Raw genomic sequence first — 16,814 nt, forward strand, 5'->3', positions numbered from 1 at the left:
GTCAATTTTATAAAAAAATTAAAGTAGGGTAGAGCTTTTTTACTCAACTTATACGCACAATTTTGTGAAATACAAAATTCGCAAAAAAATACCGTCCTATAAATCTACTTAAAAAAGCTGAAATTTTCCAGCTTAGACTATAAATACAGAGCCTTCTGCCATTTTTCAGACAGCGAAGACTATGGGCAACAACTTTATCCGCCGGTTTTGCGTGCTTCATTCGCGCATCTTTTTTTTGAATAGCAACCGCACCGAATTCGGTTTTTGCCGGACCGGGGCAAACCGCAAGCACACTGATTCCTTTTTCTCGCAATTCAGCAGAAAGTGAGATACTGAAGCTGAGTACATACGCTTTTGTTGCGGCATACACGGCAAAATTAGGTACAGGCATGAATGAAGCCATGCTTGCAAGATTAATAATTGCCCCTCCCGTGCTCATATACGGAATTACCGCCGCCGTAAACCCGGTAAGCGCATAAACATTCACCTCAATACTGGCAAGTTGGCGTTTTATCTCGGTTTCGGTAAATTCACCGTAGGTACCAAAGCCTGCATTATTGATTAAAAGCTCAATAGTAAAAGGGGCGACCTTTGATTCTTCCTGCAATAAACGTGAAAAGCCCTGTACTCCTTTCTCTCCAGCAATGTCCACAGCAACACAGCGCACATTCGGAATATTTCCTCCGTTTTGCAAGAAAATTGCTTGTTTTGTTTCTTCAAGTTTTTCTTTTCTGCGAGCAAAGAGCCAAAGTTCATCGCATTCGCCCATAGCTGAATATTGCAATGCGTATTCTCTTCCAAACCCTGAACTCGCACCGGTAATAATAGCTATTCGTTTCATAAAAAAAGAATAGCACGGTTTTCAAAAAAAATAAAGACTTTATTCTGATACCCTTTACCACTATCGGCAAACGCACAATAGATTTTAACTTTTCTCGTATATTTTTCTATAAATAAAATACTGTAGTGTTTTTTGATAACGCTATCCGTTTTTGATATATTTTGTATGAACTGTAAAAATTTTATAAAAAAGAGCTCTGGTTTAGTTTTTGCCATCCGTGGCAAAAACTAAACCATCTGTTTGGAACCACCGCCATCCGTGCCCGTTCTGATTTTGCCGTCCATGGCAAAACCAAACCTGCGAGTTTTAAAGCTTTGCAAATACTTTTGCTTTAAAACATCGCTGCTGTATGGAACCACCGCCACGCCCTGATTTTTAGTATTCTTGATTAAATCAGTGCTGCGAGTTTAAAAACTCCTATTTATGTCGGTGTGGTAGTTTTTAAACATCGTTTTACATTGTTCTGCGTTTTTGCCGTCCGTGGCAAAAACTAAACCTGCGAGTTTGAAAACTCCTTTTTATAACAGGAAGTTTTCAAACTCACAGGTAGTTCTTAGCAAAACAAGAAAAACCTTATAAGTACTTTCCATTTATTGGTCGGCAGCAGGTAGTGCCGGTTCCCATGGGCGTATTTTTATGTCTCCGAACATTCTGTTTTGCCAAATGCTGGCAATACGGAATTTTACCGCCTCTAAAATTGCCATAAAAGCACAGACAACGTCTAAAAGGCTTCCTTTTTTCCCGATGAGGTCGGTAAACATACATTCCCCTCGGTCTTCTAAAAATTCATTTATCAGGGTAATCTTTTCATTGATTGAAACTTCTTCGTATAAGTCAACAATTTTTTCGGATCTATTTGACATCAGCTGCGAAAATACTTGCAAAAGTTCCCAAGTATCCATGCGCTCCCAAAGGTCTTCCTGATTAAAGGGAAGCGAATGCTGAATTTTTTTTCTTTCAAAAAGCCATTCAGCCTCACTTTCTTTTTGTTCCATAAGCTCGGAAAGCTTTTTGTATTTTTGATACTCGATAAGTTTGTCTACCAAATCACGGCGCGGATCATCGATATCTTCATCGCTTAAATCAATTTCAACCGGCAAAAGCATCCTGCTTTTAATGTACAAAAGCGTTGCCGCCATAGAATAAAATTCGGTCAGGTTATCCAAATCGGTAGAAATAACATAATCCAAATAATTAAGATATTGCTCGGTAATATCTCCGATTGGAATATCGTAAATGTTTACTTCATTTTTTTTAATCAAAAAAAGAAGTAAATCAAGCGGGCCTTCAAATTGATTTACCTTGAATTCGGTTGCGGGATTTTTTACTTCAAGTGTTTCCATAGTTCTGTCCTTAGTGCAATGAGCCGATATTTTCAACTCCCTGATCCGGAAGCAGGGCAAGAATATGTGCATACAACTTACCGCTTATAGGATCGGAATATTTTGGACAGAGCTCAAGCAAAGGAATTAAAACAAAGGCTCTTTTTGCAATAGCGGGATGCGGCACCGTAAGATCATCCGTGTTGATTATTTTCCTGCCGAAAAAAAGAATGTCAATATCAAGCGTCCTCGGCCCCTTTATGATAGGAGCGGGGCGTATTCTTCCGTGCTTATTTTCTATTGTATGCAAAAGATCGAGTAAATCATGCGGTTCGCCTGAAAAAAAGCCGCATACCGCAAGATTATAAAAATCATTTTGCTCAAGATAATCCTGCGGTTTTGTTCTGTAAAGGGAAGAAACTTCAAGATCATCTAAAAAAGTCCTCAATTCTTTTACCGCTGCCTGTAATATTGCCCGCGAATCTCCTTGGTTTGAGCCAAGCCCAAGCAGAACCTGTTCTTTCACTTAAAACAAACCGTCCTTATCGTCAAAAATCTGTTGCGCAGCGGGTTTTGCGTTTTTTGCGGCAGGCTCTTCCTGTTTTTTCTCTGCCGGTTCATTTTCTTCTTTTTTACCGGTTTTATCAGTTTTATCAGTGTCTTTTACGGGTTTTTCTGCTACTGCTGCGGTTTTCTTCTCTTCCGTCGCCGGAGCGGTTTGGGGCTTTGCGGCAAAGCTTGAAACAAACTTTTGACCGGGGAAGAGTTTTTCCCGTATTTGTTTTTCAATCTGCATGGTTAAATCAAGGTTTTCCTGTAAGAATTTTGTGGCATTTTCTTTACCCTGCCCGATTTTTTCTTCGCCATATGAATACCATGCGCCTTTTTTATCGATAATTTCCTGTTTTACCGCAGCATCCAGTATGCTGCCAAAAATTGAAAAGCCTTTGCCGAACAGAATTTCAGTTTCCAGTTTTCTGAAAGGCGGCGCAAGTTTGTTTTTTACCACACGGATACGCACCATATTTCCCCAGGCCTCTTCTTCGCCTTTACCGAGCGTATCGGTTTTGCGTACCTCAATACGAATAGAAGCATAAAACTTAAGGGCGTTTCCGCCGGTGGTGGTTTCGGGGTTGCCGAACATAACGCCGATTTTCATGCGCAGCTGATTGATAAATATGATCATACACTTGGATTTATTGATAATTGCGGTAAGTTTACGCAACGCCTGACTCATTAACCGCGCTTGAAGCCCCATATGCGAATCGCCCATTTCGCCTTCAATTTCCGCTTGCGGCGTAAGGGCGGCAACAGAGTCAACCACAATAATATCAACTGCACCGGAGCGGACAAGACTTTCCGCTATTTCAAGCGCCTGTTCGCCGGTGTCCGGCTGAGAAACCCAGAGCTCATCAATATTTACCCCGAGAGCTTGCGCATACTGCGGATCAAGCGCATGTTCGGCATCAATAAAAGCCGCAATGCCGCCGCGTTTTTGCGCCTCCGCAACAGCGTGCAGCGCAAGCGTTGTCTTCCCCGAAGATTCAGGGCCGTATATTTCGATAATTCTGCCGCGCGGATAGCCGCCGATTCCCAGTGCCTCATCTAAAAGAATATTACCGGAAGGAATTACATCAACTCCTGTTGCCACATTATCTTTTCCGAGTTTCATCAAAGAGCCTTGTCCGAATTGTTTTTCGATTTGAAGGCGCGCCGCCTCCAAGGCTTTCAGTTTTTCTTCCGGATTTGCATTTACCGGAATTTCCATTTTTACCGCTTTTGCCAAGCTCTCCCTCCAAAAATAACGTATATATTTTTACACGTAATTATTACATTTTATGCTCAATTTGCCAAAGAAATTACACAAGATTATAAAATACTTTGCCAATTATTGAGTTATCGTGTTGCATCAAAAGAAAATTTAAGGCTTTCTCATTATTTTGCTGAATTATAGCAGAAAAGAAAAAAAAATAAAAGTATAAAATAGGTATGACAAGAGCGGAAAAACAAAGCCGTAGTTTGATAGAAATTCCGATTTGATTTTTTTCTTTAATCCGACTTGTGTTAAAATAGCCGGTTTGATTTGTCAAGCGATGTTAAAACCGAAAAATATTTTCAGGTTTTGGTTTTATATAAATGCAAAATATTCGGGTGTTCCCCTTCGCTCGGCGTTTTTACTTTTTTGCTAACGCCGCGCTTCGGGTCGGCGTACTGCGGGCTCCGCTTACGCTGCGGCTCTTTTTGCGCTATTTTAGGCGCGCAAAAAGGATCCGGCTTCGCGCTTTTGAAAAAGCGCTCGCCGCCCTCCGTCTGCCTAACACGGGTAAACACTTTGCCTGACACCTTCTTGTAGTTGCCCCGCGAATTTAAATGCTTTATAAATTGTCTTTTTAGAACTTTGACTTTGTTCTGATTTTGCCACGGATGGCAGTGGTTCCACGCAGAAGCGACGTTTTAAAGCAAAACAATTTGTAAAGCTTTAAAACTCGCAGGGTTGGTTTTGACATGGACGTCAAAACCAACCCGTAGTGTCGAACTCAGAACTGCCACGGATGGCAGTGGTTCCAAGCAGAAACGAAGTTTTAAAAGCACAAATTTTTTCTAAGTGCTTTTAAAACTCGTGGTTTAGTTTTTGACACGGACGTCAAAAACTAAACCGTTGTGTCGGACTCTTTTTTATACAATTTTTTACGTTTTGGGTAAGATGTATTAAAAAATATAATCGACTTATTAAAAAAACGATGCACTAGTGTAGCGTTTTGTAATTAACTTCCTGTTATAAAAATCGGGGTATCAACAATAAAGGACTGCGGATTTAAGCATTCCTATGGTAAATTACTCACCGTTGCGCCGTGTCGAGCTCTTTTTTATAAAACTTTTACGTTTTTGGTAAGATGCATTAAAAAACGAATCGATTTATTAAAAAAACGTTATACTAGTTGATTGCGAAGCGCTATACAATTATGGAGCATAATTTTAAAGTATTTCAATTTCCTGGCGTTCGTAGCAAAAACCGATAATCCGTTAATAGAGTGCTTGAATAAATAACCTCTTTTTTATACAATACAGTTATTATTTAATAATAAAAGATTTTTATACGGGCAAAACGTTTTTATGCCGGTTGTTCCGGTGTAAAAATACAGTATGGAGGTTAACGTATGACTATTGCAGAAATGATTGCGCAAAGCGGTATGCTGACAGTGATCGGGATGGGGATTGTTTTTGTATTCCTTGCGATTCTGGTATTTGCGGTAATCGGAGTAAACAAGTTAGTTTCTGCCTTTGGGTGGGATAAGGAAGAGCCTGCACCTGCTGCGCCTGCGGTATCTGCGGCTCCCACAAACACTACGATTCCTGCGGCAAGTACAAATGATTCGGTAATTGCCGCGATTGCGGTCGCTATTCACGAACAACAAAATAATTAAGGAGTATGCAAAATGAATAAGGTTCACATTACTGATTTAGTATTACGGGATGCACATCAGTCGCTTCATGCAACGCGCATGACTACTGCGGATATGCTTCCGATTTGTGACAAGCTTGATGCAATCGGCTATTGGAGTTTGGAGGGCTGGGGAGGCGCAACATACGATTCCTGTATTCGCTTCCTGAATGAAGACCCGTGGGAAAGACTACGCGCGTTGCACAAAGCTTTGCCGAAAACACCGATTATGATGCTTTTGCGCGGACAAAACCTTTTGGGGTATCGCCATTATGCGGATGATGTGGTTGACGCCTTTGTCGAAACCGCCGCAAAAAACGGTGTCGGTGTGTTCCGCATTTTTGATGCTTTGAACGATCCGCGCAATTTACAGCAGGCAGCCAACGCGGCAAAGAAAACCGGAAAGCATGTACAGATGGCTATCTCATATGCGACAACTCCGTATCACACAACCGAAAAATATGCGGAACTTGCAAAAGAATATGCAAAGTTCGGTGCGGACTCAATTTGTATTAAAGATATGGCGGGGCTTTTAAAACCCTATGAGGCATATGAGCTTGTAAAAGCAATCAAAGCAAAGGTTGACCTGCCGATCGAGGTGCACACTCATGCGACAACCGGCATGTCGGTAGCAACTTTGATAAAAGCTGCCGAAGCGGGCGCTGATATTCTTGATACCGCAATCTCTTCCATGTCGATGGGAACATCGCACAGTCCGACCGAAACAATCGTTGAGATTTTGCGCGGCACCAAAATGGACACCAATCTTGATATTGAGCTGTTACTGGAGATTGCCGCGTATTTCCGTGAAGTGCGCAAGCATTATGCGCAATTTGAATCGAGCTTCCTCGGTGCCGATACCCGAATTCTGGTATCGCAGGTGCCGGGCGGCATGCTTTCAAATCTTGAAAACCAATTACGGGATCAGGGCGCTTCGGATAAGATTGACCAAGTGTTAAAAGAAATCCCGCTTGTGCAAAAGGATTGCGGCTATATTCCGTTAGTAACTCCCACAAGTCAAATTGTAGGTACACAATCGGTGTTTAACGTACTTTTCGGCAGATATAAGCGGCTGACACAGGAAACGCGCGGACTTTTAACCGGCAAATACGGAAAAACACCTGCTCCCTGCAATGCGGATTTAGTTCAACGCGCACTGCAAGAAGAAAAAATGGATGCGCTGATTACAGAGCGCCCTGCAGACCTTTTGCCGAAAGAGCTTGATAAAATTAAAAAGGAAGCAAAAGCTGCCGGTGCCGGAGATTGCATTGAGGATGTACTTACCTATGCAATGTTCCCGAAAGTCGCAGCTAAATTCTTCAGCGAGCGCTCAAAAGGACCGGTCAAGTTTGAAGCTCCGGCAGCAAAACCTGCAAAACCCGCCGCAAAGGGCGGCTCATACGTTGTCTCCGTAAACAACACTGATTACAACGTAACGTCTTCGGGCTCAAGTATTACCGTAAACGGAGCAGCTTATACTATTAACGTGCGGGAAGGCGGGGCTGCGTCCGTACAAGCGGCAGCTCCCGCATCGGTGCCGGTACAAGCGGCTGCTCCTGCACAAACCGCCGCTCCGAGCGGAACCGGCACGCCGGTACCGGCTCCCGTAGCAGGCACTGTAATAAAACACGCGGTAGCTGAAGGCAGCAGCGTTGTTTCTGGAGAAACGGTTGTTATTATCGAGTCCATGAAAATGGAGCTTGAAATCAAAGCCCCTGTGGCAGGCTCAATCCATTTCACCGCTGCGGCGGGAACTCAGATTGATGCGGAGCAAGTTCTTGCGGAAATCAGATAGGACGGTATAAAATATGTTAGAAAAACAGGCTGTTGTAAAAAAACAGAAAAAATTTATCACAATCGTAATACTTTTTGCCGTTGCGTTTTCAGCGCTTTTCTCGATAAGCGGCAAGGTATTTGCCGATTCGGGCAATGACGAAAGCGTTGTTGCGAACGAAAACATTATTGCCGGCTCTGAAAATGTACCGAAAATTGCTATCGGCAAATTTTTAGAAAATACATGGAAAAATACCGGCATACAATCCTTTATTACGGGACAGGAAGAGATGCCCGACATCGCCGACCCGCAAAAAATGAATACAATCTTCGGGTATCAGCAGCTTATCATGCTGCTTGTCGGTTTGCTGATTATCTACCTCGGTGCCGCAAAAGACTTTGAGCCCTTGCTTCTTATTCCGATCGGATTCGGCACCGTGCTGGTTAACATTCCGGGTGCGGGTATGTACAGTGAGCACGGAATGCTCAAGCTTATCTATGATGCCGGTGTCGGCAATGAGTTTTTCCCGATGCTCATATTTATGGGAATAGGCGCACTTACGGATTTTGGGCCGCTGATTGCAAATCCTAAAACCGCAATCTTGGGCGGAGCGGCGCAGCTCGGCGTATTTATTACCCTTTTCGGTGTTTCCGTTATGAATTATATTCCGGGGATTGATTACACCATGCTCGATGCCTGCGCAATTGCCATTATCGGCGGTGCCGACGGGCCGACCTCAATTTATGTTGCGGGAAAACTTGCCAAGGATTTAATGGCGGTTATCGCCGTTGCGGCATACTCGTATATGGCATTGGTGCCGATTATCCAGCCGCCGATTATGAGGCTGCTTACCACACAGCATGAACGAAAAATAAAGATGAAGCAGCTGCGCAAGGTTTCAAAAACCGAAAAAATACTTTTTCCGATTACCATGTTGCTGCTTTCGATTTTGCTTATTCCTCCCGCAGCCCCGCTTATCGGCATGATCGCCTTCGGCAATTTTGTGCGTGAATGCGGCGTTGTAGAGCGGCTTTCAAAGACAATGGCAAATGAACTGCTCAACATTGTTTCCATTTTGCTTTCGCTCGGCGTCGGCTCACAAATGACGCCGGATAAAATTATGAACCCGAATGCGCTCGGCATTATCGTGCTTGGGCTTTTTGCCTTTGCCGTTGCAACCGCAGGCGGTGTTCTGATGGCAAAACTGATGAACCTCTTCTTAAAAGAAAAAATCAATCCGCTTATCGGTTCCGCCGGAGTTTCCGCCGTTCCGATGGCAGCCCGCGTGTCTAACAAAGTAGGTTTGGAAGAAGACCCGACAAACTTCCTGTTGATGCACGCAATGGGGCCGAACGTTGCCGGTGTTATCGGCACCGCGATTACCGCAGGCGTATTTATTTCAGCGTACGGCGGTTAAGCATCCCCGCATTTTCTTAACATAATGCAAAAGGCACCTTCTTTGGAGGGTGCTTTTTTTGTGCAGAAATGTATTGTATGTTTTTCAGGGTTTAGAATTCCGGTTCTCTCGGCATGTTTAAGATCACGGCACCGTCTGTTTACATATGGCAGCAGAAGCACGATACTGCAAGTCCATGAGTGTAGCATTTTGTCATTAACTTCCTGTTATACAAATCAGAGCGCCAACAATAAGGGCTTGCGGATTTAAGCATTCCTATGGTAAACTGCTCGCCGTTGCGCCGTGTCGGACTCTTTTTTATAAAATTTTTTACGATTTGTATAAAAAATGCATTAAGAAAAATAATCGAATTATCAAAAAAACGTTATATTAGTGTGTGTTGCTCTGATATATCACGTCCTTTGTAGAATATGCTACTAATTGATTTTGATTATTGATATATCATTCCCGAACCATTTAGTTGAAATTTCTTTCACCGTTCCTTCAAATTGTATCTGCTCTAATGCTTTTTGTACCATATCGCGTAATTTAATATCTTTATGTCTGAAACCGAAGGCATAATAATCGGTTGCGAGCGGTTCATCAAAAATTCGATACGGACGATGTTCTCTGAGAATCATGGAATAAATCGTGAGCAAATTGACTACAATTGCATCCGTCTTTTTGTTTTCAAGAGCTACCAGCAAATCCATAAATTCATCAAGTTCCAAAATACTGTATTTACCTGCTTTTTCCTCGAGATGTTCTTTTAAAAGACCGGCAGCGGTTGAACCTTTTTGAATGCCGATGCATTTATCCACCAAATCATCGAAAGTAAAAATTGCGGCGGAATCCAAAGTTACAATAACTTGTGCATCCTTCAAATAAGGCTGAGTAAATGCATAGATTTTTTCTCGATCCGGTGTTATGGATAAACCGCTTGCAATACAATCAACCTCTCCGGAATCAAGAATCGCTTCTTTTTCATCCCAAGAAATAGCTTTTACCTTTATTTTTAAGTGAAGCTTTTTTGCTGCAGCCTCCAGAAGATCAATATCATATCCGACCATGTATCCCGAAAGAGAAGAGCTTATGAGCGGGGGCAGAGGATCCCCGACCCCGACTGTTATAAAACCGTTTACTCGTACCTTATCAAAAGAAACATCAGTATAGGCATTTTTTTCTTCATCGGATTTTAAGTTTTTTTGACAAGAAGAAATTAAAAAAATTAAAAAAAAGATTGTAAATATTTTTTTCATTCCAAGTCCCCCGCTGTATTCTCTTTATATATTATTTACTCGATTCCGATAATAGAAAGATTTATTCCAAGCCATTTTTGAGATATATTATAGGCTTCGCCTCTTTCTTCCAGTTTTTCCAAAGCTCCTTGAACCGCCTCCATTAATGCAATATTTCCTTTCTTAAAACCGACGGCATACACTTCGGAATTTAACGGCATATCCAATATTTTAAGCGGCATCCCCAACCGCCGAATAGCATCGTGGGCGGTAACCAAGTCAACAATCCCCGAATCCACCGAGCCGTTTATAACAGCTTCAAAAACATCGGTGGTGGTTTCCATAGGGATAACATCTTTTAAAGATAAAAGAAAATCGGGATTTGCCGCAAGTGCACTTTCCGCAGATGAGGAGGCTTGAAAAGCCATTCGTTTCTTTTTTAATTCATTGAGCTTGCGATAGGTACTCTTATTGGAAACAATAATAACCTGCGCTGTACGCGCATAAGCTCCGGAAAAACAAAACACGTCCTCTCGTTCGGGGGTAACACTCAGTGCAGACCAAATACAGTCAACCTCTCCGATATCAAGTAGGGTGTTTTTTAACGACCAGGGAATAGGTCGTATTTCAAGGGTAATCCCCAGAATTCTGCAAACAGCACGGGCAAGATCAACATCATAGCCGACAATTTGAGATTCTCCGTATTTAAAGCACATCGGGGGAGAATCATCATCAACACCCATAATTAATTTTCCCGACGCTAAAACTTTGGATAAGGAAATATCATCGGAGACTAATTCTTCGCTTTCTTTTTCGCAAGAAAAAAACAAAAATAAGAGTTGAAAAGCTATGATGCACAAGAGAATTTTACTTTTCACGGATTCCTCCTATCATTTATGAATATTGAATAATTTACCGTTTTACCTCAAAAGAATATATTTCTTTATTTGAAACAGATAAAACAAGCAGAGTACCCGAAGGCACGCCGTAAGGAATAAGACATTTGCCTCCCGTATGCTTAAATGATACCAGTTGTATTCTGTTTCCATTAGTATATGATGCATCAAGAGAGACGGTAAACGGATAGGGATATTTCGGTAAGTTTACCGAAAGAATCCCGTAAACCTCATCGGTTCCAGAATCTGCAGGGAATGAAACTGTTGCATTCACAAAAGAATTTGCGGGAACTTGCATTCCTGCTGCGGGATTTTGCGAAACAATTTCCGCATAGGTTTTCGTACTTGCCTCTCCTTGCACAAAATTAAAACAAACCGAAGATTTTACCATCATTTTATAAAGTTCAGGCAAGGTTTTACCGGTAATTTGCGGAACCTTCACCGTCTCTTTCTCCATACCTTTACTAACTACAAATTCAAGCTGCACATTACTGCTTATCGGCGTATCAGGTGCCGGATTTTGCTCAAGAATAGTTCCTGCTGGCTGCCGACTGTACTTATATAAATACGGCTGTTTAATACTGATATATTGCTTATTTCCTGAAGTGAAAAGAAGCTGTAATTTTTGCTGAACGTCTTCAATGGACTCTCCGATGTAATTATCGATTTTGTCAATAACGGTTCCCTGACTTACGACAAGATCAATATATTTTCCGCCCTTGACAATTGCGCCTGGCGAAGGATCCTGCTCCAAAACTCTTCCTGCCTTTGATACATCCTCGGTATACCGCAACTGCACTTTCGGATAAAGCTCTTTTGCCTGCATTTCGATTGTTGCCGCAATAAAATCCTTTCCGACAACATTCGGCACCATTACCTTATCGGCACTTTTAAGGGAAATAAAAAAAACAAGCATAGAAACTGCAATAACAATGAGCAACATCACAAAAGAGGTCAAAACAATTATTTTTCCGTTTCCGCTAATCTCGTCAGATAAATCACCTAAACCCATATTTTCCTACCATTATCAAGAGTATATATTGAAAATAAGTTTAGCAAAAAATAAAGAAAAGTTAAAGAGCTCATAAAAAAGAATATTCAAAGGCTCATATACAAACACAAATTGAGCGTTTTTATACGTTCTGATCTAAAATCTGATAAGACAGGCAGCTATAAAAATTGATTTTTCTGTAAATCGTTTTAATATTATGGAGTTTTTGCATGCGTTGCAAAATTAGTACAGTACTTTTGATAACGCAAGATATTTCATTTTAAAAATTTGTAAAAAAAATTTTATAAAAGAGAGTCGAACTCGGCACAAGGGCGAAGTTTTAAAAAAATTTACTCTAACTTCGCCAACGAGTTTTAAAGCTTTCAGTTTTACAGTTTTGTATTGATGCTTTAAAAACATCGTTTGGAATTTAGCAAGGGCGAACCCTTGGAATTTAGCAACGGTGGGCAATTTACCACAGGAATACTGAATTCACAATCCATCATTGTTGAATGCCTCGATCAGCATAACAGTAAGCTAATTACAAAACGCTCCATTAATTTATCCTGCGATTATTTTAGTAAAATAAGTCTTATACGAATAATTGAGCATAAAAAAATCCCGTCGGGAGTATGCAGACCGACGGGATTAAAATAGAGTATAAATCATTCACACTTATCAATACTTTTTTACGAGCGTTTTACTTATGGAAACCTCCTAATCACGATTTATATCTTGATGATTTAAGTTACCATAAGATTACAAGCTTGTCAAGAAGTTTTTGAATTTTTTTTTCTTTTTTTTTAATTTAATTTTTTATGTAATTCCTCAAAGCATTCGCCTAAATCCGATATGGTTAAAACCGCTTTTGAATCAAAATACGTAGGTTGATTATTAATGATAACAACCTTTCCCCCGTTTTGATGTACAATACCCGGCAATGCTGCCGCAGGATAGACGGTCAAACTTGTTCCAAGTACCAAAAGTAAATCAGCTTTTGAGCATTCGCGTTCAGCACGTAAAAGAGCTGTTTGCGGAAGAGCTTCTCCAAAAAAGGTTATTGCAGGCTTCATAACGCCGCCGCATTTCGGACAACGCGGGACATTTCCTGTTTTTGCAGTTTCCACAACCGCGGCAAAGTCAACGGTATGCCGGCAATCAATACAATAGTGTTGAGCCGGCGTTCCGTGTACTTCAATTACATCGGTACTCCCCGCTTTTTGATGCAATAAATCGATGTTTTGTGTAATTAATGCTTTTAATAAGCCTTTTTTTTCAAGTTCTGCAAGTACAATATGTACGATAGCAGGATGCTTTTCTTCAAGACCGTAAATAAACTCTTTTGCAAGTCCATAATATATAGAAGGATCTCGGTAAAAAACATCGATATCAAACATTTTTTCCGTATTCGGTTGCTTATATAAACCATCTTTTCCGCGAAAATCCTTTATGCCTGAAAGCGTACTGACTCCTGCACCGGTAAAAGCAACACAATGCTTTGCATTTTTGATCAGATCGTATAATTCATCGTATTTTTCTTGTAAATTTTCCACTACATCCTCCTCATATCTGATTATTTTTCTTACGAAACGATGCCACTATAATTATATAGGCTTACAGAGGAAAAAACAATACGATAGTTTAATCGCTTCCGGACTGAAACAAAAAAGAAACGCTCCTGTTAAACCTCGCCAATTTCACTTGCTGCAAGAACAATCCGGTTCTGAACATTCCGTAACTTCTCATACCTTAGGATTTTCATTAATTAAGAGAGTAAAAACGGTATAATTTTGCCATGGACGGCAAAATTATACCTTGCGAGTTTAAAAGCTTTGCAAACAGTTTTGCTTTAAAACGTCGCTGTTGTTTGGAACCACGGGCATCCGTGCCCGTTCTGAGTTTTGACGTCCATGTCAAAACCAAACCTATGAGTTTGAAAGCTCCCATACTGTTTATGCGTAAGCTCGGTTCTTGACATGCCATAAAATTCGTGTTAGATAATGGAGCAAGAACGGAAACGATAATAAAAATTGCATTCTTAAAACCGCATGAGTAGCACTCAATATAAAAAAATTGAAATATACGTAGCGGGAATTATTTTGCAATGAAAGAAATGCAAGGAGCAGAACCGTATGCTAAAAGGAAAAAATATTGTCTTGGGAATTACCGGCGGAATTGCCGCATATAAATCTCCCGCGATTGTCAGCAAATTAAGAAAGCAGGGCGCAAACGTAAAAGTTATTATGACTCCGTCTGCAACCGAATTTATTACCCCGCTTACCATGCAAACCGTTTCCAATAATGTGGTTCATATCACTCTGTTTGACCAACTGAAAAACATGGATGTGGAGCACGTTTCCCTCGCAAAATGGGCAGACCTTATTTTGGTAGCACCCGCAAGTGCAAACACTATTGCGAAGTTCGCAAACGGTATCTGTGATAATCTTCTGACAACCGTTTTGCTTGCCGGCAGATCAAAAATAGTTTTTGCCCCCGCAATGAATACCTTTATGCTCAATCATCCTGCAACAAAAAAAAATATTGAAACCCTAAAAGGTTTCGGCGTGGTGGTTCTGAAAACAAAAACTGATATTCTTGCCTGCAATGAATACGGCGACGGTAAAATGCTTGAGCCTGAGGAAATTGTGGAGCTGGTAGATTTGGAACTCACCGAAAAAGATTTATGCGGCAAAAGGTTTGTGATCACAAGCGGCCCCACAATTGAAGCAATAGATCCGGTCAGATACATTACCAACCATTCAAGCGGCAAAATGGGATATGCGCTTGCACGCGAAGCAAAGGCGCGGGGCGCGGAAGTGGTGCTCATTTCAGGTCCTACCGCAATCACGCCGCCCGCCGTCGATACTTTCATTCGGGTACAAAGTACGGCGCAAATGTTTAAGGCGGTTGAAGAACATTTTGCCAATTGTGATGTATTGATTAAGGCTGCCGCTCCTGCGGACTATGCGCCGCTTAATTATTCTGAAAACAAGATCAAAAAAACGGATACCGAAGGCACGGATTCCGGCTTTCATGAAATAAAACTGAAAAAAAATCCCGATATTGCAAAACACTTTGGCGCCATAAAAGGAACGCGTATTTTGGTTGGCTTTGCCGCCGAATCAACCGATGAAATTACCTACGGACTTCGTAAACTCCGGGAAAAGAACATGGACTTTATTGTGGTAAACAATATCACAAAAGAGGGGGCGGGGTTTAAATCCGACACAAACATTGTCAGCATAATCGACAAGAACAAAAACATAGAGCATTTTGATACCATGCATAAGGTTGAGCTTGCAAAAATTATCATAAGCAAAGTAAAAGAGTTGTTATAGAATTCAATCGCTGTTAGATAAGCAAATTGCAACTCTTTTTAGAAGAAGTTCAAAAATTATAAGAATGAAGAACGACGGTTTTAATCTGTTTGTTTTGATTTGGGTAATTTTTGCTGTTCAAAAATAAGAGGCGGCGCTCCCGTCGGAGTAATAGAGTTTGCGGAAACGGTTACCTCTATCAGGCTTAGAGTATATTTTTTTTCTTCTTTTGCCTGCAAATCTATATGATAAAATACATCGTTTTTTTCAGGATTTTCATGTTTACATTGAAGAATTGCTTTATCCTTTATTTCTAAAACCGCATACCATCCGGAATCTTCGCAATGAGCGGTTTTTAATGTAAATTTTTCATTAACGGTTTGAAAGCTTTCACCGGCGGAATTTGTCCATGGCTCTGTAAAGTCTTTTAAAACCTGCATAAAACGAGTGTGTAATGGAGAGTCTGTGCTTTTTAGAATGCTTGTATTCGGTTTCTTTTTATATACGCCGTCCCAAGTTGACGCAGTTCCTATTTTCAGTCGTGCAACGTCCTCAATAACTCGCACTTGAATTTCATCAACCCCGTTTAACTTTACATCAAGTCTGCGATGAATACTTGAAATAGATGCATTTTTTGTAGAAAAATAAATCCCATATCGGCGGGAAGCAGCTGCATCAATCATGTATATTTCTTCAATATTATCGATCGAAAAAATAACCTCGTTTTCCTCAGTGCTAAAAAATAAGGTTCTGCCGTTTTTTCCTGATGAAGGCTGATACCATAAACCTGAAAGAAAATCTTCAAAAAGATTTACGTTCCCCGTTGATAATTTTTGCAGTAGCTGCGCTTCAATTTTTTTACCCGGAATTTTTGTTTCACTTATTTGTGCAAAAACCTTGTTTTTTTGATCCCAACGATAAATTTGCTCTATTTGATCAAGCGTATTCGGTTTATCAGGATCTGAATTATAGCTGTAAATAGTATAGTTTGAAATAACATCTTCTTCGTTACGGGCACTGTCTTTAATGCTTATCTCGCCATCGCATCGAAGATCTGCAGCCAAGTGAAAAGAAATTTTATTTTTTTTATCAAGCTCTGTAAGGTAAATAGTCAGCAATTGCTGATTATTTGAAGTCATTCCCATATAAATCAATGCAGGTAAATTTGAGTCTTTAATTTTAGACGCATAAAGAGAAAAGGTTTTTGACTGTATTACGCCTGTTCTGATTTCGTCAGTTCGCTCAAATTTTTGTGTCATCGGATCTTGTAAAGAGATAATAAGATAGATAAAAGGATCTGCAAGTTTTTTTACCGCAATGATTTGATCCTCAATGCCGTCTCCGTTCATATCAATCAAAAGAGATTGTACAAAACTTTCGTTATTACGCAAGGTTATGAGGCTGTCTTTTCCTTGATTGGTACTGTCTTCAATTTCCGCTGTTTCTTTGCCAGAAGATTCCGCGGCAACGGGAATAATCGTTTGCGCATTTTGTTTTTCGATTGTTGTACTTTCAATTTTTATTCGATTTAAAAAAAGCAAAACTCCGATTCCGACAACGAAGATGGCTAAAAGCAGGTAAAAAACTTTCTTCATGT

At 40.7% G+C, this 16,814-nt stretch carries 14 protein-coding genes; 5 read left to right on the forward strand and 9 right to left on the reverse strand.

Annotation, left to right across the window (positions count from 1 at the left end; all coding sequences use genetic code 11):
• Nucleotides 1–43: 43 nt before the first annotated feature.
• The 4 genes from FUT79_RS06010 to recA form a co-directional block, all read right to left on the reverse strand.
• Complete coding sequence (locus FUT79_RS06010) at nucleotides 44–841, reverse strand: SDR family NAD(P)-dependent oxidoreductase (protein WP_002699906.1); 798 nt, start codon at nucleotides 839–841, stop codon at nucleotides 44–46.
• A gap of 590 nt (nucleotides 842–1,431) precedes the next feature.
• Nucleotides 1,432–2,184, reverse strand: a complete 753-nt coding sequence (locus FUT79_RS06015; protein ID WP_002696292.1) for a segregation and condensation protein A — start codon at nucleotides 2,182–2,184, stop codon at nucleotides 1,432–1,434.
• A gap of 10 nt (nucleotides 2,185–2,194) precedes the next feature.
• On the reverse strand, nucleotides 2,195–2,689 hold the full coding sequence (gene folK / locus FUT79_RS06020; protein WP_002696290.1) for a 2-amino-4-hydroxy-6-hydroxymethyldihydropteridine diphosphokinase: 495 nt from the start codon (nucleotides 2,687–2,689) through the stop codon (nucleotides 2,195–2,197).
• A complete protein-coding gene (recA, locus tag FUT79_RS06025) occupies nucleotides 2,690–3,949 on the reverse strand; it encodes a recombinase RecA (protein ID WP_280525100.1) in 1,260 nt (419 codons plus the stop codon).
• Nucleotides 3,950–5,321: 1,372 nt separating this feature from the next.
• Here recA and FUT79_RS06035 point away from each other — a divergent pair.
• Genes FUT79_RS06035 through FUT79_RS06045 form a run of 3 tightly spaced genes read left to right on the forward strand, consistent with a single transcriptional unit; the run spans nucleotide 5,322 to nucleotide 8,796 of the window.
• On the forward strand, nucleotides 5,322–5,588 hold the full coding sequence (locus FUT79_RS06035) for an OadG family protein (RefSeq protein WP_004266368.1): 267 nt from the start codon (nucleotides 5,322–5,324) through the stop codon (nucleotides 5,586–5,588).
• Between the two features lie 12 nt (nucleotides 5,589–5,600).
• Nucleotides 5,601–7,400 carry a sodium-extruding oxaloacetate decarboxylase subunit alpha gene (gene oadA / locus FUT79_RS06040; protein ID WP_024753398.1) on the forward strand — a complete coding sequence of 600 codons (1,800 nt, stop codon included), beginning with the start codon at nucleotides 5,601–5,603 and terminating at the stop codon, nucleotides 7,398–7,400.
• A gap of 13 nt (nucleotides 7,401–7,413) precedes the next feature.
• Nucleotides 7,414–8,796: a sodium ion-translocating decarboxylase subunit beta gene (locus FUT79_RS06045; protein ID WP_024753399.1), complete on the forward strand. Its 1,383-nt coding sequence runs from the start codon at nucleotides 7,414–7,416 to the stop codon at nucleotides 8,794–8,796.
• Nucleotides 8,797–9,212: 416 nt separating this feature from the next.
• On the opposite strand, the gene FUT79_RS06050 is transcribed toward FUT79_RS06045, so the two are convergent.
• Genes FUT79_RS06050 through FUT79_RS06060 form a run of 3 tightly spaced genes read right to left on the reverse strand, consistent with a single transcriptional unit; the run spans nucleotide 9,213 to nucleotide 11,921 of the window.
• Complete coding sequence (locus FUT79_RS06050) at nucleotides 9,213–10,034, reverse strand: transporter substrate-binding domain-containing protein (RefSeq protein ID WP_024753401.1); 822 nt, start codon at nucleotides 10,032–10,034, stop codon at nucleotides 9,213–9,215.
• A 35-nt stretch (nucleotides 10,035–10,069) separates the two neighbouring features.
• Nucleotides 10,070–10,891, reverse strand: coding sequence for a transporter substrate-binding domain-containing protein (locus FUT79_RS06055; protein ID WP_024753402.1), 822 nt, complete (start codon nucleotides 10,889–10,891; stop codon nucleotides 10,070–10,072).
• 34 nt (nucleotides 10,892–10,925) lie between these two features.
• A complete protein-coding gene (locus FUT79_RS06060; RefSeq protein ID WP_024753403.1) occupies nucleotides 10,926–11,921 on the reverse strand; it encodes a PASTA domain-containing protein in 996 nt (331 codons plus the stop codon).
• A 426-nt stretch (nucleotides 11,922–12,347) separates the two neighbouring features.
• Here FUT79_RS06060 and FUT79_RS06065 point away from each other — a divergent pair, with 426 nt between their 5' ends.
• Nucleotides 12,348–12,557, forward strand: a complete 210-nt coding sequence (locus FUT79_RS06065; RefSeq protein WP_004266359.1) for a hypothetical protein — start codon at nucleotides 12,348–12,350, stop codon at nucleotides 12,555–12,557.
• A gap of 146 nt (nucleotides 12,558–12,703) precedes the next feature.
• On the opposite strand, the gene FUT79_RS06070 is transcribed toward FUT79_RS06065, so the two are convergent.
• Nucleotides 12,704–13,453, reverse strand: coding sequence for an NAD-dependent protein deacylase (locus tag FUT79_RS06070; RefSeq protein ID WP_004266357.1), 750 nt, complete (start codon nucleotides 13,451–13,453; stop codon nucleotides 12,704–12,706).
• A 579-nt stretch (nucleotides 13,454–14,032) separates the two neighbouring features.
• Between FUT79_RS06070 and coaBC the strand changes: the two genes are divergently transcribed.
• Nucleotides 14,033–15,238: a bifunctional phosphopantothenoylcysteine decarboxylase/phosphopantothenate--cysteine ligase CoaBC gene (gene coaBC, locus FUT79_RS06075; protein WP_024753405.1), complete on the forward strand. Its 1,206-nt coding sequence runs from the start codon at nucleotides 14,033–14,035 to the stop codon at nucleotides 15,236–15,238.
• 80 nt (nucleotides 15,239–15,318) lie between these two features.
• On the opposite strand, the gene FUT79_RS06080 is transcribed toward coaBC, so the two are convergent.
• Nucleotides 15,319–16,812, reverse strand: coding sequence for a pallilysin-related adhesin (locus FUT79_RS06080; RefSeq protein ID WP_024753406.1), 1,494 nt, complete (start codon nucleotides 16,810–16,812; stop codon nucleotides 15,319–15,321).
• Nucleotides 16,813–16,814: the final 2 nt, after the last annotated feature.

Origin of the sequence: Treponema phagedenis (assembly GCF_008153345.1) — a bacterium.
Classification (GTDB): Bacteria; Spirochaetota; Spirochaetia; order Treponematales; family Treponemataceae; genus Treponema; species Treponema phagedenis.